Source organism: Rheinheimera sp., from assembly GCF_965283995.1.
Lineage (GTDB): Bacteria > Pseudomonadota > Gammaproteobacteria > Enterobacterales > Alteromonadaceae > Pararheinheimera.
The window spans coordinates 3696779-3715220 of the sequence record NZ_CBDIQG010000001.1 but is presented as its reverse complement, the minus strand read 5'-3'; the positions used below and the strand labels follow the sequence as shown (position 1 = coordinate 3715220).

General features: G+C 54.9%; 18 protein-coding genes. 17 read left to right on the top strand and 1 reads right to left on the bottom strand.

Annotated elements, in window-relative coordinates; translation table 11 throughout:
• Positions 1 to 216 precede the first annotated feature (216 nt).
• The 17 genes from ACQ66Q_RS16650 to ACQ66Q_RS16570 all read left to right on the top strand — a co-directional run bounded on the left by ACQ66Q_RS16650 (position 217) and on the right by ACQ66Q_RS16570 (position 16875).
• Positions 217 to 1128, top strand: a complete 912-nt coding sequence (locus ACQ66Q_RS16650; RefSeq protein WP_430457823.1) for an ABC transporter ATP-binding protein — start codon at positions 217 to 219, stop codon at positions 1126 to 1128.
• Positions 1128 to 1895 (top strand): ABC transporter permease, encoded by a 768-nt coding sequence (locus ACQ66Q_RS16645; RefSeq protein WP_430457822.1) that lies wholly within the window; start codon positions 1128 to 1130, stop codon positions 1893 to 1895. Before ACQ66Q_RS16650 ends, ACQ66Q_RS16645 begins: the two co-directional genes overlap by 1 nt.
• A gap of 16 nt (positions 1896 to 1911) precedes the next feature.
• Positions 1912 to 3714 (top strand): amidohydrolase family protein, encoded by a 1803-nt coding sequence (locus tag ACQ66Q_RS16640; protein ID WP_430457821.1) that lies wholly within the window; start codon positions 1912 to 1914, stop codon positions 3712 to 3714.
• 133 nt (positions 3715 to 3847) lie between these two features.
• Positions 3848 to 4129 carry a cold adaptation protein ActJcold adaptation protein ActJ gene (gene atcJ, locus ACQ66Q_RS16635; RefSeq protein WP_430457820.1) on the top strand — a complete coding sequence of 94 codons (282 nt, stop codon included), beginning with the start codon at positions 3848 to 3850 and terminating at the stop codon, positions 4127 to 4129.
• A 7-nt stretch (positions 4130 to 4136) separates the two neighbouring features.
• On the top strand, positions 4137 to 4721 hold the full coding sequence (gene atcA, locus ACQ66Q_RS16630) for a cold adaptation protein AtcA (RefSeq protein WP_377239607.1): 585 nt from the start codon (positions 4137 to 4139) through the stop codon (positions 4719 to 4721).
• Positions 4721 to 5482 (top strand): cold adaptation protein AtcB, encoded by a 762-nt coding sequence (gene atcB, locus ACQ66Q_RS16625; protein WP_430457819.1) that lies wholly within the window; start codon positions 4721 to 4723, stop codon positions 5480 to 5482. The genes atcA and atcB overlap by 1 nt, the downstream gene beginning before the upstream one ends.
• A 10-nt stretch (positions 5483 to 5492) precedes the next feature.
• Complete coding sequence (atcC, locus tag ACQ66Q_RS16620) at positions 5493 to 6389, top strand: cold adaptation protein AtcC (RefSeq protein ID WP_430457818.1); 897 nt, start codon at positions 5493 to 5495, stop codon at positions 6387 to 6389.
• A 243-nt stretch (positions 6390 to 6632) separates the two neighbouring features.
• On the top strand, positions 6633 to 7493 hold the full coding sequence (locus ACQ66Q_RS16615; protein WP_430457817.1) for a hypothetical protein: 861 nt from the start codon (positions 6633 to 6635) through the stop codon (positions 7491 to 7493).
• An 83-nt stretch (positions 7494 to 7576) separates the two neighbouring features.
• Positions 7577 to 7921 (top strand): flagellar biosynthesis regulator FlaF, encoded by a 345-nt coding sequence (locus ACQ66Q_RS16610; protein ID WP_430457816.1) that lies wholly within the window; start codon positions 7577 to 7579, stop codon positions 7919 to 7921.
• Between the two features lie 127 nt (positions 7922 to 8048).
• The gene (locus ACQ66Q_RS16605) at positions 8049 to 9572 is read left to right on the top strand and encodes an FAD-binding oxidoreductase (RefSeq protein ID WP_430457815.1); all 1524 of its coding nucleotides are present in this window, start codon (positions 8049 to 8051) and stop codon (positions 9570 to 9572) included.
• Positions 9573 to 9608: 36 nt separating this feature from the next.
• Positions 9609 to 10472: an SMP-30/gluconolactonase/LRE family protein gene (locus ACQ66Q_RS16600; RefSeq protein WP_430457814.1), complete on the top strand. Its 864-nt coding sequence runs from the start codon at positions 9609 to 9611 to the stop codon at positions 10470 to 10472.
• Between the two features lie 326 nt (positions 10473 to 10798).
• The gene (locus ACQ66Q_RS16595; protein WP_430457813.1) at positions 10799 to 11530 is read left to right on the top strand and encodes a YIP1 family protein; all 732 of its coding nucleotides are present in this window, start codon (positions 10799 to 10801) and stop codon (positions 11528 to 11530) included.
• Between the two features lie 35 nt (positions 11531 to 11565).
• Entirely contained in the window at positions 11566 to 12849 is a 1284-nt protein-coding gene (locus ACQ66Q_RS16590) for an efflux RND transporter periplasmic adaptor subunit (protein WP_430457812.1), read from the top strand.
• A complete protein-coding gene (locus tag ACQ66Q_RS16585) occupies positions 12846 to 13646 on the top strand; it encodes an ABC transporter ATP-binding protein (RefSeq protein ID WP_430457811.1) in 801 nt (266 codons plus the stop codon). The genes ACQ66Q_RS16590 and ACQ66Q_RS16585 overlap by 4 nt, the downstream gene beginning before the upstream one ends.
• A gap of 35 nt (positions 13647 to 13681) precedes the next feature.
• On the top strand, positions 13682 to 14917 hold the full coding sequence (locus ACQ66Q_RS16580) for an ABC transporter permease (protein WP_430457810.1): 1236 nt from the start codon (positions 13682 to 13684) through the stop codon (positions 14915 to 14917).
• Positions 14918 to 14948: 31 nt separating this feature from the next.
• Positions 14949 to 16163 carry a sensor histidine kinase gene (locus tag ACQ66Q_RS16575; RefSeq protein ID WP_430457809.1) on the top strand — a complete coding sequence of 405 codons (1215 nt, stop codon included), beginning with the start codon at positions 14949 to 14951 and terminating at the stop codon, positions 16161 to 16163.
• A complete protein-coding gene (locus ACQ66Q_RS16570) occupies positions 16138 to 16875 on the top strand; it encodes a LytR/AlgR family response regulator transcription factor (RefSeq protein ID WP_430457808.1) in 738 nt (245 codons plus the stop codon). The genes ACQ66Q_RS16575 and ACQ66Q_RS16570 overlap by 26 nt, the downstream gene beginning before the upstream one ends.
• On the opposite strand, the gene ACQ66Q_RS16565 is transcribed toward ACQ66Q_RS16570, so the two are convergent.
• Positions 16872 to 18356: a PLP-dependent aminotransferase family protein gene (locus ACQ66Q_RS16565; protein ID WP_430457807.1), complete on the bottom strand. Its 1485-nt coding sequence runs from the start codon at positions 18354 to 18356 to the stop codon at positions 16872 to 16874. The genes ACQ66Q_RS16570 and ACQ66Q_RS16565 overlap by 4 nt on opposite strands.
• Positions 18357 to 18442 lie beyond the last annotated feature (86 nt).

Sequence of the window (18442 nt, the reverse complement as noted above, 5' to 3'; positions counted from 1 at the left end):
GAGGCGTGGAGGCAATCGATGCGGCAAAGTTGCCAGCGGCTTAATTAACTTACCGAACGGTACATAAAGGCGCAAGTATTCTTTTTCAAGTACGGCGCTACCAACTTTTTTGATCAGCGGTGACAAATGTCACCACAGCCTGATGACGCCGCGCCCTGCCGCAGCACTTACTGCCGCCGCACAATAGCCGCATCTACCCGACAGGAGTGTCCTACGATGAACGACCCCCTTATCCGTATCCGCCAACTCAGCCACAGCTATGGCCAAGTGCCGGTGCTGCAGCAGCTCAGCGCCGACTTGTATGGCGGTGAAATCATTGCGGTACTCGGTGCCAATGGTGCCGGCAAAACGACCTTGATCCAGCTGATGCTGGGGCTACTTAGTCAACAACAAGGCGAGATTAACATCCTCGGCCAGGCGCCGATGCAAATCCGCCGCGATCCGCAGTTAAGCGGTCAGCTCGGCGTGATGCTGCAGCAAGCCAGTTTGCCGGGCCAGCTCACAGCCATCGAACAGCTGCGCTTATTCAGCGCTTATTATCCAGCGCCGCTTGACCTGCAGACGCTGATCGAACGTTTTGGCCTGCAGAGCTTTTTGCAGCAGCGCTGCAGCAGTTTGTCCGGCGGTCAGCGTCAATCATTGCTGCTGGCGCTGGCGTTATTAGGCCAACCGAAGATTTTGTTTCTGGATGAGCCGACCGTCGGCATGGATGTCGAAGCGCGCCAGCGCTTCTGGCAGCTAATCCGCACTGCCCGCGCTGACGGGCTTTGTATCCTGCTGACCACCCATTACCTCGAAGAAGCCGATGCGCTGGCCGATCGCATTCTGCTGCTCAAAGACGGCCAATTTATTGCCGACACCAGCCCGACCGCGCTGAAAGCCGGACTTAGCCAGCGCCAGATCCGCTGTCGCAGCTTCCTGCCGCTAACCGCCCTGCAACAGTTGCCCGGCGTCAGCGCGGTGTTGCCTCTGGCAGATCAACAAGTGCAGATCAGCAGCAGCCAGGTCGAAGATTGCTTGCGGCAACTGTTGCAACAAGACCCGCAGCTTGGCGATTTAACCGTCAGCGCCGCCAGCCTGGAACAAGCCTTTTTACAGCTCACCCAAACCAACAAGGAGACACACTGATGAACAGTCCCTGGTTAAGCTTGTCGCAGCGCGTCGCGCTGTATAAAACCGAAGCAGAAATGGACCTGAAAACCCTGTGGCGTACGCCGGGTTTTATCCTGCCTTGTCTGGCCTTTCCGGTGCTGTTTTACCTGTTGTTTGGCGTGATGTTGTCAAAAGGCCAGCATGCGGAGTATCTGCTGGTGTCTTATGCCGCTTTTGGCGTGATGGGCCCGGCGCTGTTTAACTTTGGCGCCAATGTGGCAACTGAGCGGGCACAAGGCTGGCTGACGCTAAAACAAATATCACCGGCACCGATTGGCAGCTGGTTATTTGGTAAAACCTTGTCCTGTCTGCTGCTGGCACTGCTGATTATTCTGCTGCTGTTTGTCTGTGCCGGAGCTATTGCGGGCGTGCGGCTGTATACCAGCCAATGGCTACAACTGGCGGGGGTGTTGTTATTGGGGACTATCCCGTTTTGCCTGCTGGGTTTGACGCTGGGCTTAACCCTGTCGGCCAAGTCAGCCCCCGCCACTATCAACTTGATTTATCTGCCATTGGCATTTTTAGGTGGCCTCTGGTTGCCGCTGCAGATGCTGCCAACAGCACTGCAACAGCTGGCGTTAGTGTTACCCAGCTATCACCTGGGCCAGCTCGGTTATGCCGTCATCGGTAAAGACCGTGGCGAGCCATTCTGGGTCAATGTGGCGGTGTTGGTTGTCTATAGCTTGGTATTTATTTGGCTGGCCACTCGGCGTTTTCAGGCACAAAGCCATGACCGGCGTTAAACGCCAGGAGCACAGCATGAGTATTAGTATGAGCAAAAACAGCTGGTTGAGCCTCGCCGCAGTGGCAACCCTTGGCGCCTTCTTCCTGCTGCTGCCAGAGCCGCAATCCCTGACCAATAGCTTTGTGCTCGGGCCGGTGCAGGTGTTTGATGGCGAGACGCAGCTGCCGCAACCGCAATATATCGAAGTGCGGCAAGGGGTGATCCACAGTATCAGTGCAGAGCGACCAGACACTGACGCGCCTGTTGTCGACAGTCAAAACCCAGACGGCAGCCCACAGTGGTTAATGCCCGGCCTCATCGATGCCCATGTACATAGCTGGGGCAATGCGCAGCAACAGCAACTGAGTTTCGGCGTGACCAGCGCCATTGATTTATTCAGTGCCGCCGCACAGTTACCGCAGCTGAAAACCAGCCGTGCAGACCTCAGTCAGGCGCAACAATCCGACTTGTGGAGCGCCGGGACATTAGTCACCGCGCCTAAAGGCCATGGCACTGAATATGGCATGCAGATCCCGGTGTTAAGTTCACCAGAAGAAGCTGAGGCTTTTGTTGCTGCACGCAAAGCAGAAGGCTCTGATTTTATTAAAATTGTCTATCAGTCCGAGCGCGCCATTTATAAAAGCATGCCGTCAATTAGCCAACAGAGCCTACAGGCGGTCATCGCCGCCGCGCACCGGCAACAACTGAAAGCCGTAGTGCATATTGCCGAACAGGTCTCAGCAATAGATGCGGTTAAAGCCGGTGCTGATGGCCTGGTGCACAGCTTTTTTGACTCCCGCATCAGTGCCACATTGCTGGCTGAATTAACAAAACGGGATGTGTTTGTGATCCCAACGATGACGGTGTACGAAGCCGCCGTTCGCGGCAGCAGTGCACAGCAAATTCTTCTGCAATACCCAGACTTGCCACTCAGTCAGGCGGCAAAAGCGGCACTTGCGGGTGCGAAAAACCCGCGGATCCCGGCACATTTATACCAAAACCTCATCGATAACAGCCGTGCCATGCACCAGGCCGGCATCCGCCTGCTGGCTGGCACGGACGCACCGAATGCGGGCACCTATCATGGCCTGAGTATGGTGCTGGAAGTGGCGCTGTTGCAGGAGGCTGGCCTGACCATTTTTGACGCGCTGCACGCAGCCACTGCAGCGCCTGCCGATGCGTTTGATTTACCGCAGCGTGGTCGCATCGCGGTCGGCTATCGGGCAGACTTTTTGCTACTCCCTGCGCTGAACCAGGCCACCGATCTGTTGCAGGCAAAGGTGTACAAAAATGGCTGGGCGGTGAATTTAAGCAAGTCGCCGCCCCAACGCGCCGCAGTCAGCGCCGGTGCTTTGGCTGATTTCAGTCAAAGTGACATACCCAAGCAAGGCGCTATGTTTGTCGCCAGCAGTGACCAGATGATGCAAGGCAAATCCAGCGCCAGTGTCAGCCTGCAGTCGCAAGGCTCCCCCGCCACGATCAAGGTTCAGGGCGAAATTGATGCGACGGCCGCTTACCCCTGGGCTGGCGTCGCCTGGATGGCGAGCTCAGACTATCAGCAAGGCCTCGATTTCAGCGGTATCAGCCATCTGCAATTTCAGCTGCGTGGCACTGCAAGCCAATACCGGTTGCTGGCGTTTAGCGAAGGCAATCAACGGCCTGCCGAATTCAGTTTTACTGTCACTGCTGCATTTCAACAAATCGAAGTGCCGTTGCAGCAGCTGAAAGGTCTGGATCCCAGCCGCATTACGATGTTGTTGTGGACAGTGAGTGCTGGTGATAGCAGCCAGAGCTTTGAGTTTGAACTGACGGCGCCGGTGTTGCTGGCCAAGCCCTGAGGCAACACCGGTAAGATTAACGCCGCAGAAAAGATTGTGCTGAAGACGGCCCGGGCCACATGACGCCGGGCCGAATTCTGCTATCATAGCCGGTCATGCCAGAGCACCGCTCAGCGCTTTCCCAAGGCGAATTATGATCAACCATTTCCGCGTGTTAGGTGTTAAAGCCAGCGCCAGTGAAGATGAAATTAAAAAAGCCTATAAACGGCTGTCGAATAAATACCATCCGGACAAGTTACTCGGCTTGTCTGACGATGAAAAAGCAGCGGCCGCCAATGCGCTGCATCAGGTCAAACTTTCTTATGAAGTGCTGTCCGACCCAAAAGCCAAAGCCGCTTTTATCAAAGATTTTAACAATGTCATTGTCACAGACCCCGCCGCAGCGATGAAAGAGCTGTGGGACCAGTTCTATTGAGGACGTTATGACGAAGAAACTGAATATCCAAAAAATCAATCAGCTCAAAACTGATGCATACGAGAACATCGATTCGTACAACGATCCGGACACACCGAAAGCGCTGGAACAGTTCAGCGCCAAAATCAAAGCGATTTTGCAGGCTGACCCGGAAATGCTCGAATCCGTGCCTGAATATCTGCCGGTGGCGCTGTTTGGCCGCGTCAAGTTCAGCAAAGAAGCCAAGCTGAAATGGGCCAAGTGGGTGCAAACCGCCACATTACCAGCCTGGGACGAATTTAAAGTCACGGTGGCGTTTAATAATGCCGATCTGCCGCTGGTCAAAACCGTCCGTGACTATTCCGAAACTTTGCTGATTGAATCCTGCGCTGTGTTATATCTGCTGGAACAACAAGGCAAAGCGCCAGCGCGCAGCCGCAATAGCAGCAGCGAAGATCAGGACGACGAGCCGGGTTACGAAGAAGATTATGATAGCGATGATCGGGACGAAGCCGACGACGACTACAACGGCAATGGCCGGGATGACGATGAAGACGAAGAAGGCTATGACGATGCCTACGACGATATCCGCTTTAAAGGAGAAGGTCGCTGATGAATAATCTGATTGAAATTACCGTTGCCGAGATCAAAGAGCTGGCGATGGTCGAGCCGAAACAGGCCAGCAAAAAATTCGAGCTGATCGCCAATGAAATGTCAGACGCGCAGCTGGTCGAAGTGATCGAACAAATTGATATTGTTACGCTGACGCAAATCAACAGCCAACACGATATCTCGTTCCCGTCGATTATTTCTGAGCTGATGACGCCGGAAAAAATCCGCGACATCGTTTGTCAGCAACCGTTGTACTGGGAAGAGAAAATCAAAAACAATGCGGAAGAACTGAAACAGCATACCTTTGATTTTCTGACTTATCTGATCCGCACGCAGGAAACCGAGGAAAAACAAGCCGAGATCCTCGAATGTATCGCCGAAGATCCGGCCGGCCTGTTTTATCTGTCGATCCCGTTTATTGAGCTGTATCGCGGCGAAGTAGTTGAAGATGAAGATTTTTATCAGGACATCCTGCATGAAGAAGAGCAGGACCTGGAAGAAGCCGTCAGCTACACCGAGCGTCATCTGAATGAAGAAGTGCATGGTCTGGGGTTTGACGACCCGCGCAGCCTGCTGGCGCTGATCCGTCAGTTAACCCCTCAGGTTGAACAAGCGATCAAAGCGCTGGTCCGCAATGAAAACTCTGGCTGGGAAAGCATTATCAATAAGTTCGCCACCGAACTGGTGATGCAGGCCAAAGATAAGAACCAGGGCAGCGACGAATACGCTGAAGTGGATGATATGTTCAGTTTCCTCGATTAAGGACCATCGCATGCAATTAGTCCTGCGCGACCAGGAACAAGGGCCGTTTCTGAGCAAGGTGCTGAGCTTCGGCAAAGAACAACAGTTACTAAGCAGCGAAGAAGTGGCGGCGTTAAAAGCCAAAGCGGTGCTAATGAGTCTGAAATTCGCTGACAAGTTTTATAACAAATACAAAATGCATCTGCTGGAACAGGCAGCGCATGATGTGGTCGGCGTGGTCAGTCTTGGCCTTGCGGAGTTGTCTGATCATGATCCAGCGCGCGCGCTGACGCTGCTGCAAGGCGCCGATGGCGTGATGAAGCCATTCCAAAAAGGCTGGAGCATGCTGGTCACAGTCAGTCCAAAACAGCAAAGCCGCAAATCATTGTTTGGTGATGTCGATGAGCAACTGCTGCACGATATCTCCAGCCCGCCAGACGCCGAAGAATGGCATGGCTGGCAGCTGTATCAAAACGCGTTACTCGAATCGAACCGGCGCAATGCGATTCATTTGCTGAAACAGCAGTTTTTCCAGCAACAGCAAGTTGACCCGTTTGAACATTTCAGCCTCGAAGGCATGCTGGCTGAAGTGGTGATTTACCGCGTGGTCTGTGGCCACAGCAAGGTCAAACAGGATTTAAAACAGCGTATCCGGCAGACCGACATGCAGGAACGTTGGTTTAATACCGACTATCTGCTGCTACAAACCGAAGCTGCACTGGCTGAATTGCCGACTGGCATCGCCGACGCCATTCGGGCTGACATCGGCCAGAACTTTGCGCCAGCTATGCTGAAAACGCTGCAGTTTGCGGCGAAATACCGCGAAAAAGCACTGGCGCAAGCCTCACCGGAACAGCTGGATGCGTTTGAGCATAAACAAGGTATGCTGAATCCGTTATTGGGTTGGCCACAATATATTGAGATGTGATCGGCGGCGTTAATGCTGGTTTGTGGCAAAACGGACATTTTAAATCGTCATGTACGGCGTGTGACGCCCGAAATCCGCGGAAGACGGGCACCCGCCAGGGGTGCCCCTACGGACTTTCCGCATTCCGCCTGTCGTTCATTTCCCTCTCCCGCACCTGCGGCAAATTTTTGCCACCCGCGGCTGAAAAACCAACAAAACTGAGATACACTCACAGAGTTTTTCCGCCCAAAGCAGGAGACCATCATGGTCAGCGCAATCTCCGGTAACAATCAGGCCGTCACTCAGACGCAAGCAAGTTCTACGACGACTGCCACCGCAGCCACTCCTGCCAAAACCGCCAGCCCTGAAAGCATTACCAGCACCAACAAAAGTACACGCAGCACTGAGGCTGAACGATACACCGCTGTACAACAAAACCTCGCCAACAGCAAAACCGCGGTCAGTGCTGCCACTACTGCTAATAAAGAGATCGATGGCCAGCTGAAACAAGTGCGGGACATCGCGACTAAATTAGCCGACGAGAAAATTACCGGTAAAGATCGGGAAAAACTGCAGGCCGATTACACCAAAGCGCGTGACAGTATTATCGCCAGCCAGGACAAAGCCACGGTTAAATCCGGCACTGGCAACAACGCAACCAAAACCAATCTGCTGACCGATGCGAAAAATCAGACCGTTTCAACCAATACCCGCGGTGGCGAACTCGAAGTCGCCAGCAGTAAGTCGGCCAAGGCACTGGGCCTGCCAGAAAAAATCGGCTCGGCCGCAGACGCCAAAGCACTACTGAGTGCTGACGACAAAAAAGCGGGTTCTCTCGCCAATGCTGAAAAAACCACTCAGGACACCACGGCACGGCTGAAAAAAGCCGATGCTGACGTCAGCAAACGCCTGGAAACTGCCAGTCTGGCCGCCAAAGCGGCGCAGCGATTGGAAACGGCTAAAACCGGTAACAACCGCACTTTGTCTGCCGACGAAGAAGAAAAGCGCAATCAGGCCATCGAGCAAGCCAAACAGGCGCGTGAACAAATCAAAACCCAGTTCAGCGGTTTGTCACAAAACAGTGGCAATAAAAACGTTAATTCATTGTCAGCCCTGTTCAGCTGAACAGCAGATAACTGTTGGCAGGCAGCGCTATTGTGGCCGCCTGCCGGCAGGCGTTTCCGGGCGTTGATTCAAGAAGTACTCTGATGAATAAAGCCATCCATTTGTACCAGCAAACCAGACAGTTGACGACGCACAGTAAACTGCTGGACGCGCAGGTGCTGGCGCAGATTTGCTATGCGCTGGAACGCGCGATAGAACACGCTGATCCTTATGCGTTGATCCAGGTTTGTGGCGACTGCCGGCTGGTCTGGGTGACCATTCGCGGTCTGATGCTCGATGACAGTCATCCCTACCCGCTGGCGCTGAAACAAAATCTGTTGGAACTGGCCGAGACCGTGCTGCATGAACTGCAACAAGAGCCGGCCGATGCTGATCTGCAGCTGGTGCTGCAAATCAGTCAGGAACTGGTTGCCGGCTTACAAAGCTGACCACAACAAAGACTCTCCGCCCCTCGCCCTGTCCACCGCAATATTTAGCCTGATGGTCGTCCCACACGAAACTCCAGAGCCTGATTGATATCATAATCATTCACACGTGCAACCTGTGGAGAGTCGTTTGCAACGTCGCCAATTTTTAACGTTATGGGGCCTTTCACTGCCACTAGTCAGTAGCTGTGCCGCCCGTCTGCCGGCATTTCCTGCTCCATCCGCTGGCCCGGCATTGCCGGAAGCCTCTGACTGGCAACAATTTCAGCAGCAGCTGCAAGGCCAGTTACTTGGTCATGATCACGACGAATTTGTCTGGCGCGCTAAAAGTGCCAATAGCAGATTTGACCAGCAGGTGCCCGCAGTGATAGTGCGGGTCGCCAGTAGCGCCGATGTGCAGCTCACTTTGCAGTTTGTCCGCCGTTTTAATTTGCCTTTTGCGATCCGCGGCGGCGGCCATAGTTATACCGGCTTATCCGGCACGGCCGGCTTGTTAATCGACCTGGGACTGCTGCAGCAGATCCATTATGCCGATGGTCAGGCGCGCATCGGGGCCGGCGCCAAACTGGGTGATGTCTATGCGGCCTTAGGCGTATACCAACAATCCATTCCGGCCGGCAGCTGCGCCAGTGTTGGTATCGCCGGCCTGATGCAAGGCGGCGGTCTGGGGATCGCCGATCGCATGCATGGCCTGACCTGTGATGCATTGCTGGAGGCAGAAATAGTGACTGCTGACGGCCAGTTGCTGCGCTGTAACGCCAACCAGCACGCCGACTTGTTCTGGGCCCTGCGCGGCGGCGGCGGTGGCCAGTTAGGCGTGCTGACCGAGCTGAGCTTTCGCACTTTTCCGACCGCACCGGTGCGCAACTATATCGGTCGTTATCCACTGAAAAATGGCGAGCAGGTACTCACGGAATGGCAGCGCTGGGCGGCACAACTGCCGGATACGGTCTGGACGCAGCTGGCCATCTGGGTCAATGGCGGCAGTAAAAATGCACCCGAAATTCAAATCCGTTGTTGCGGTATCGGCCATCAGGCTGATGTAACACAAGCCTGGCAGCAGCTGGAAAACCGTCTGAGCGGTCTGTGGGGCGACGTCGATATGCAGGACCACTTATATCTGGATTTTATGCTCAGCGACTGCAAAGGTCTGGATAGCAATCAGTGTAAATTGCCGAGCCAACACGACGCAGGCAAACTTAAACGGGTCGCGATGGCCGGCAGCTCCGACATGTTCAACAAAATTTTGCCGGCAGCGGGCTGCCAGGCGTTACTTAGTGCGATGCGCAAGCGGGCGCAACAAGGCCAGACCGGCGCCGTTCTGCTCACGCTGATGGGCGGCGCTATCGCCGCGAAGCCACGCGATTTTAACGCCTTCGCCCACCGCCATGCGCTGTTTAGCGCGCAATACCTGAGCATACATCCGGAACACAGCGATGAGTCGCTGCTGGCAAAAAGTGCGGCCTGGTGTCATCAGATGCGCTACCAGATGCGGCGCTGGAGCAGCGGTGGCGCTTATCTGAATTATACCGACGGCCTGATCAAACATCCGGCCATCGCCTATTACGCCGGCCACTATGCCCGGTTACAACAAATCAAACGCCAATATGACCCACAAGGCTTGTTCCGCCAGCGCCAAGGTATTAAAGTCTGAATTGTTAGTTCATAACATTAATTATGGAGAGAACCAGTGCAGAATAAACTTACTGTCGCCGGCGTCGGCCTGCTGCTAAGCGCCTGTAGTGCCTGTGCTGCGGGGCCAGACAGCCAAATTTTTATCCCAGCCGGTACTTTTCATGGCGAAGTGGAAGGCCCGGATACCGACAAGGCCGGCAACCTGTATGCGGTGAACTTTGGTGGTGCGGGCGATGAACACAAAGGCAGCATTGGCAAAGTAACACCGCAGGGCGCAGCCAGCTTGCACTTGCGCTTACCCGCCGGTAGTACCGGTAATGGCATTCAAATTGATGCGCAAGGTGTGATGTGGATTGCCGACTATACCGGCCATCACATTTGGCGGTATGCCGACGGCGCGTTAAGTTCATTTGTGCATGAACCCAAGATGCACCAACCCAATGATTTAGCACTGACCAAAGCCGGCGTGATTTTCGCCAGCGACCCGGACTGGAAAAATAACCGCGGCCAGTTGTGGCGCATCGGTGCCGATGGCAAAGCCCGGCTGATCGACCAGACCGGTACCAGCAACGGTGTTGAGGTCAGTCCGGACCAGCGCTGGCTCTATGTCAACGAAAGCGCACAGCGTAAAGTCTGGGCTTATCCGTTGAATGAACAGCTGGAAACCGGCGCGAAAAAATTACTGATTGAGTTTACTGATTTTGGCCTCGACGGCATGCGCTGTGACATCAAAGGCAATCTGTATGTCGCCCGTTATGGCAAAGGCACCGTCGTCAAACTGAGCCCGGCCGGTGCGGTGTTAAAAGAATTCAGCCTGCACGGCCAGTATCCGACTAATGTGGCGTTATCACCGGATGAGCGCTTTCTTTACGTGACGATGCAACGCGACGGCAGTATCGAGCGCATCGCGCTGCGCTAGTCGGCGCCACGCCTGATGACAGTGACAAATACAAATAGATAACCCAAATTGTAGGGTGCAATGAGCAAAGCGAATTGCACCTTCTTCTTTCCCATTGCCCATTAGCTAAACCATTTTTGTCTGGTTTCACCAACGGTGGGTTTCGCTTTGCTCTACCCACCCTACTCTTCATCTGAATTGCCGGGTATCGCATACCGCGTATCCTGCACTTTTACCGTTTGTCACGCCGCAATGCCGAACTTCACATCTTTTTCACCTGTTGCTTCCGCTCGTTTTACTCTGAACTCAGTAACTCCATTTTGTGAACCACAACAAGGAAGACTGAGATGACAAACCCTGTAAGCAGTGCCACACCGCAAACAACAACAGCTCCTGGCTTGATCAGCCAAATCCTCAATACCTTATTAAACCCAGCCGCAGCGATGGCAGCAGTACCGCAACAAAGCGGCCGCCATTTCTGGCTGCTGGCTATTCAGCTGCTGCTGACCACCGCCATTATTTATTGGTTTTACGCCGGCATGAGCCCAGCCTGGCTGGTCGACCAGCAACTGCTGCATGCCGGTGAGCTGACTCCGGCCGAGACCGAACAAATCCGCGCCGCAATGGCCAGCATGGCGGGGGCGACGCCGATTATTGGCGCCGTGTCTATCGCCGTCGGTAGCCTTGCGTTTACGGCCATCACCGCGGGTTATCTGCTGTTAACCGGCAAACTGCAAAAGGCGCTGAATTACGGCCAGTGGTTTGCGTTGGTGGTGTGGAGCCAGTTGCCGGCTTTGCTGAATATTCTCGGTTTGGCGTTGCTGGTGTTCCTGGCGGACAGCCCGGATCAACCGATGATGCTGGTGAACTACGCATCGCTGAATCAGTTGGTGCTGGATTTACCCATCGGCCACGCGCTCTATAACTGGGCTGAAAGCATCAATGTGTTTTTAGTCTGGCAACTGTGGATTTTGTTCGCTGCTTTGCAAAGCGCTGCAGGCTTTACTGCCAAACGCGCGGCGATTGTCACAGGCACACCGGTGCTGCTGATCTTTGGTTTATGGGCGCTGTTTGCATAAGCAGAGTTTCATAGGAACAGCTAAAGGATTTTGCCATGACTGATGTATCAAATACTCCGGCGACAGCCGTCACTACCGCCGTCACTACCACGACGCCCTGGCGCCGGCTGCTGGTAGCTGCTGTGATCCTAGCGACTATTGCCGGTGTGACGATGTACCGTAAACAAACGCAGGCACTGGATGTGCAGGTCAGCGCTGTGACCAAAGGCGATCTGACCGATAGCATTCTGGCGTCCGGTAATCTGGTGTATCGCACGCAAGTCGCGCTGCGCTCTGAACTGATGGCCCGGGTGGATGCAGTCTTTGTGCAGGAAGGTGACAAAGTCGAAGCCGGTCAGCTGTTGTTGCAGCTGGACCCGCAAAGCTACCGCGCCAGCCTGGAGCAAGCCCGCGCCCAGACGGCGCGCGCCCGCACCGATATTCAGATGGCTAGCACCCGGCTTAAAAACTTAGAGCGGCAATTAAAACGCCAGCAACAGCTGGCAAGTAAAGGTCTGATCCAACAAGAGCTGCTGGATAACCTGCGCAGTGAACAGCAGCTGGCGATCCTGCAACAACAATCGGCACAGCAGCAGCTGGCACAAAGTCTCGCCGCGGAACAACAAGCAGCAGACTTATTGGCCAAAACAGAACTGCGCTCGCCGATCAGCGGCGTCATCGTCGCGGTGGATGTCAAAGCCGGTGAAACGGTGATCCCGGGCAGTGCGCAGATGATGGGCAGCGACCTGATGACCATCGCCGACACCAGCGCATTATTGGCCGAACTGCGGCTTGATGAAGCCGATGTGCACAGCGTGCATGTCGGCCAGAACGTCAAAGTCTTTGCCGCCGCCGCGCCAGACCAAGCACTCAGCGGCAAAGTCCAAAGCATCAGCAGCAGCGCGCGTCAGCTTGGCCAAAGCCAGGCTCTGGCCTTTAAAGTCAAAGTCTTGCTGGAAAACGTTGAGGGAGCGCTTTATCCGGGCATGAGCTGTCGCGCCGAACTGCAAACTGCAGCTTTGTCGCAGGTGTGGTCGGTGCCGGTGTCGGCGTTGCAGTCGTTACCTGCCGACCCGGCTGCCGCCCCCAGCAGCGCAAACAGCAAGCAGATCTGGCTGGTCCGCGACGGCCGCGCTTATCCGCAAAAGGTCGAAGTGGGCCTTGCCACAGATACGGCGCAGCAGATCAGTCAAGGTCTTGTAGGGACAGAACAAGTGATCACCGGGCCGGCGCGGATCTTTGCCAGCCTGAAAGACGGTGCCAAAGTTCGGTTTGAGCCCATCGCCACCCCAGCGAAGGCATCAACCTCTGCGCAGCCAGCTGCGGGGCAGCAACCATGAGATCGGAGACAGCCATCACCACAGTGAGATCGGAAACAGCCATCCCCCCCGCACCCGACACGCCAGTGATTGAACTGCCTGTGATTGAGCTGCCTGTGATTGAATTGCGCGGCATCAGCAAGTTTTATCAAATGGCCGGGGAAACCTTCACCGCGCTGGCAGACATCGACCTCAAAGTCAGCCGCAACGACTATCTGGCCTTGATAGGCCCAAGCGGCTCCGGCAAATCGACGCTGCTAAATATGCTCGGTTGCCTGGATACGCCGGATCAGGGCGACTATCTGCTCTGTGGCCAGCCGGTAGCGAGCCTTGATGAAACCGCGCTGGCACAGGTCAGAAATCAGCAGATTGGTTTTATTTTTCAAAGCTTTAACTTATTACCGCGTTTAACTGCATTACAAAACGTGATGCAGCCGCTGCTGTACCGCGTGATGAGCAAATCCGATCGGCTCTCCCGTGCTATGGCCGTGCTGGAGCGCGTTGGCCTGACCGACAAAGCGCAGCATCTGCCCAGCCAGCTCTCCGGCGGTCAACGCCAGCGCGTGGCGATTGCGCGGGCCTTAGTGACAGAACCAGCGGTGCTGCTCGGCGACGAACCGACCGGCAACCTCGACAGCAAAACCACCGCCAGCATTATGACGCTGTTTGATGAACTGCATGCACAGGGCCAGACCATCATTCTGGTCACCCATGAACAGGAGATCGCCGATCACTGCCGCCGGGTGGTGCGGTTGGTGGATGGCCGGATTGTCGCCGACCGGCAACAGCAGCAAGGCCGCAGCGCGCTCGCGGTTTAACCGGTTTACCGGGTGAAAACGAACAAGGAATTGATATGTTAGCTTTCTGGCAAATGTTCAGTCAGTGCGCGCAAAGCGCCGTGTTATCCATTCGCCTGCATCTGCTGCGTAGCGGTCTGACCACGCTCGGCATTATCATCGGTGTGGCGGCAGTCATCAGCGTCGTGGCGATTATGCAGGGCCTCAGTGCCGGCATTCGCGGTCAGCTTGATGACCTCGGCTCCGATATGACCACGCTGCGCGCTTTTACCACGCCGGATCAGGAATTACTGGGCTTTCGCAATAAACTGACCGACAGCGATTACGACGCTTTACTGAATAAAATCAGTGACTTTGAGCAAATCACCGTCGCGATGCCGGCCTTTAGTATGGGGCTGAGCGTCAGCTATGGTCGCAGCAGCAGTCAAAGCCAGTTGATCGGCGCTGCACCGAATTACCAGGACGTGATCCGGATTTATCCGCAGCTCGGCCGTTTTATTCTGCCACAAGATGACGAGCGCCGCCGCCGCGTGGCTTTTATCGGCCCTTCGCTGATTAACAAGCTTCAGCTACCGGCCAATCCAGTCGGTGAATTTGTGCTGATCTCCGGCGACTGGTTCCGCATCATTGGCGTCGGCGAAAAACGCGGCAGCCTGTTTGGCTTTGATCAGGATAACTACATCATCACCCCGTTCCAGACCGCCAAGGCGCTGAATGGCCCGGACCAATTACAGGTCGAAATCAGTTATCGCGCCAAAGCCGGCGTGGACGAACAGGCGCTGCAGCAGCAAATTCGCCATGTGCTGCGCGCCAAACGCGGCCTGGCCAGCGATGCGGCAGATCCGTTTGAATTTATCACCGCCGAGAAAATGAAAAGCCAGTTTAACCAGGTACTGAACTCGGTCACGCTGGTGGCGGCAGGTGTGGTGGGCATCAGTTTGCTGGTTGGTGGCATTGGCGTAATGAATATCATGCTGGTGTCGGTGACCGAACGGACCCGGGAAATCGGCATCGTCAAAGCGCTGGGCGCCACGCCGCAAGTGATTTTGCTGCAGTTTTTGCTCGAAGCCGTGTTGCTGAGTTTATTTGGCGGCTTGCTCGGTTTGTTACTGGGCTATGGCGTGGCGGCTTTGCTTGGCGCGTTAATTCCAGGCCTCAGTGACGCAGTAGTGCCGTTGTGGGCGGTGTTATTGTCGCTGGGTTTCACCACTTTTATCGGCGTAGTGTTTGGCCTGATGCCTGCCGTGAAAGCCGCCAGACTTGCACCTATTGATGCACTGCGGTATGAATAAGCCATTGAAATTTCTAAGAACAGGAGCGCAGATGTCCGAACTCGCAGCAAACAGCTGGCAGCAACGCCTGCAGCGTTGGTGGCACATCAGTTTTCAGTGCTCCTCTACATATATCTGGGTCAGTCTGGCCTGTTATCTGGTGTATCTGGTGTTTTATATGCTGTCGATCGGCGTGATGTTTAAGACACCAAATTTGAACACTTACCTGATGGCGATGCTGCGCGGCGCGCTCGATACCAGCCTGATGGCGATATTCTGCCATTTCCTGATCCGGCCTTATCTGAAACTGAAACTGCTGCCGCAAGGCCGTTATGGCAGCAACTTGTTCGGCTTTTTGTTGTATACCTTGCTGCTCGGGCAGCTGTTGATGTTTATCTCGCTGAATCTTGCCGATTTAACCCCGTTGAAAGAGCTGGACCTGCGCCATATGTCGGTGCAAAAAGCCGATGGTGAAACCATGAAGCTGGAAATTGGGCTGCCGATCCTGCAGCTGATTGGCGGCTTTAATCAGGCGGTAATGTTCTGGCTCTGGGCGCTGGCGTATGTGTTCTGGGGCACTTTGGTCAGTAAACGGCAGATGCAAAAACAAATGCATCAAGCGCAGCTGCAGCAGCTGACTAATCAGCTGAATCCGCACTTTTTATTTAATGCACTCAATAGCATCCGCGCGCTGATTTATGAAGATCAGGACAAAGCAGCTGCCACGGTCACCCAGCTGTCCGAGCTGTTCCGCTTTCATTTGCAGGCGCATTTAAAGCCGTTATCGACGCTGGCCGACGAATGGCAAATTGCCTCGCAGTATTTGCAGATTGAGCAAGTTCGGCTGGAACAACGGCTGCAACTCGACCTGCAGTTTGACGAGCAGTTGTGGCAGCAAAAACTACCAACCTTGAGCCTGCTGACGCTGGTGGAAAACGCGATTAAACATGGCATTGCGCCACTGCCACAAGGCGGTCGGCTCTGGATAAAAAGCCGCCCGGTCGCCAATGGCTGGCAGCTGATCGTCGGCAACAGTTGTGCTTGCCTCAGCAGCGTACACGGTACCCGCACTGGCCTGAAGAATCTGCGCCAGCGCCTGGCGTTATTGCCAGGCCGACATGGTTTGCATATCGAACCGCAGCTGGATCAATATCAGGTCACTATCGAACTGGAAGCCGGTTCGCTGGATCTGTCAGCAGATCCGCAATCGCAATTCTCCCCTACTGAAATGGAGCTTCATCATGTGGAAAACGCTGATCGTCGATGACGAACGCCTGGCGCGCAGCGAGCTAAAACGCCTGCTGCAGGCCCATCCCAACATTGAGATTGTCGCGGAAGCCGATAGCGCTGACAGCGCGCGCGACATGCTGGCCGCACAACCCGACATCGCGCTGGTGTTTCTGGATATTCAGATGCCGGGTTGCACCGGGCTGGAACTGGCGGCAGAGCTTAGACCCAATCTGTTTTTTGTGTTCTGCACAGCGTTTGACAGCTATGCGTTGGACGCCTTTGCGCTCAATGCGCTGGATTATCTGGTCAAACCGATAGTACCGCAGCGTCTGGCGCAGAGTTTAAGCCGGCTGCCAGCTGCTCAGGCTGGCGCTGCTACGCCAAGCGACAACGCCAATCAAAACTATCTGCCCGATCATCACGGTTTGTTGCTGAAGTTCGGCGAAAACAGCCGGATTGTGCGGTTAAGTGAAATCAGCCGCTTTGAATCTGTTGGTAATCACAGCGCGGTGTATACGCCTTATGGCAAAAGTTTTGTGTTAAGTTCGTTATCCCGCATCGAACAACGGCTCGACCCACAGCAGTTTTTTAAAGCCAGTCGCGCCGACATTATCCGCATCAGCACCATCACAGCGTTAGAACCCGGCGTTGCCGCTGGCAGCATGCTGGCGATATTACAGGACGGTCAACAGATCGACGTCAGCCGCCGTCAGGTGCAACAGCTGAAAACGTTATTTGGTGGGTTTTAGGCCAGGTTCTGTGGTGCTGCACCACAAATTGCCGCGATCAATTGCAAACCACGCTCCAGATCAGCCGGGCTGATATTGGCGATGCCAATCACCAAGCCGGCGGCAGTCTCGCCGGCAAACTGATATTTGGACAATAACGCCGGCGCATAGCCTGCAGCGGCCAGCCGCTGTTGTAGTAATGGGCCATCAAACGACGATTGCATGGCAGCCGGGCAACGCAACACTAAATGTAACCCGGCGTGCAGCGCATGCAGCTGCCAGTCTGGTAAATACTGGCTGGCCAATTGCTGCGCCAGCTGTTGTTTCTGCTGATACAGTTTGCGCATTTTACGCAAGTGCCGGCTGAAATGGCCTTCGCTGACAAAATCGGCCAGTGCGGCTTGCGTCAACAATGGGACATCGCCGTGGATGGCCTGCACTATCGAGGCCGCGCGCTGGATCAAATCCGCCGGCGCAACCAGATAACCGAGCCGTAATGCCGGCAACATGGTTTTGCTAAAACTGCCGACAAAAATCACGCCCTGCCCCTGTGCCAATCCCTGCAGGCTGGCAACAGGCCGGTGTTTAAACTGAAATTCACTGTCATAGTCGTCTTCGACCAGCCAACAGCCCTGTTGCTGCGCCCATTGTAAGATTGCTAAACGCTGTGACAACGGCATAATGCCGCCCATTGGGTATTGATGGCCTGGCGTCAGAAACAACGCTTTGCAATGCTGCTGCGCCGCCAAATCTTCTGCTGTCACACCTTCAGGCCCGGCAGCATCCAGATAACCAAGGGCTAAATCCTGCAATTGCAGCGCCTGGCGCAGCCGGCCGTAACCCGGCGATTCCATCAGTACTTTGTCGCCGCGCGCCGCGACGAGCATGGCCGCGACATAAAGCCCCTGCTGTGCGCCGGCCGTGATCAGGATCTGCTGTTCGGTGCAGTGCACTTGCCTGGACTGTTGCAGATACAGACTTAACGCCTGACGCAAAGGCAAATATCCCAGCACATCACCGCCAACGCCTAATAGCGGCCGAGTGGCATGACGCTGCAACAACCGCTGCCAGATCCGGTAGGGAAAAGCACTGAGGTCCGGCACGCCTGGCTCCAGCAAGCCGGTTTTAAATGGTGTTGCTGCCTGAACCAACATCTCTGCGCTGGTGTGTGGTTTTGTGTTGGAATTGGTGTTGGCGCTGGCCGGCAAGCCTTGGCTGTTAGCAACACGGCTGGCCTGAAAATAAGCGTCAGGCAATTGTGTGATGATGCAATAGCCCCGGCCGGGCTGGCCTTGCAGATAACCTTCCGCCACCAGCTGCGCCAATGCAGCGTTAACAGTATTGCGACTGAGCTGCAGTTCACTGGCCAATACCCGGCTCGATGGCAGTAATGCGCCACTGGGCCAAAGTCCACTTAACAACGGTTGCCGCAGCGCCTGATACAGCTGCAACTGCAAACTGCCTTCGCCACTTAGCCGGATGCTATCGGGTTCAATGCGCATAACTGGATCCATCACTTTATTAAAACTGGTTCTTTTTGTGGAACCAATTGCCTTTTAAGCTGCATTAAATCAGCCATCGCTCACCA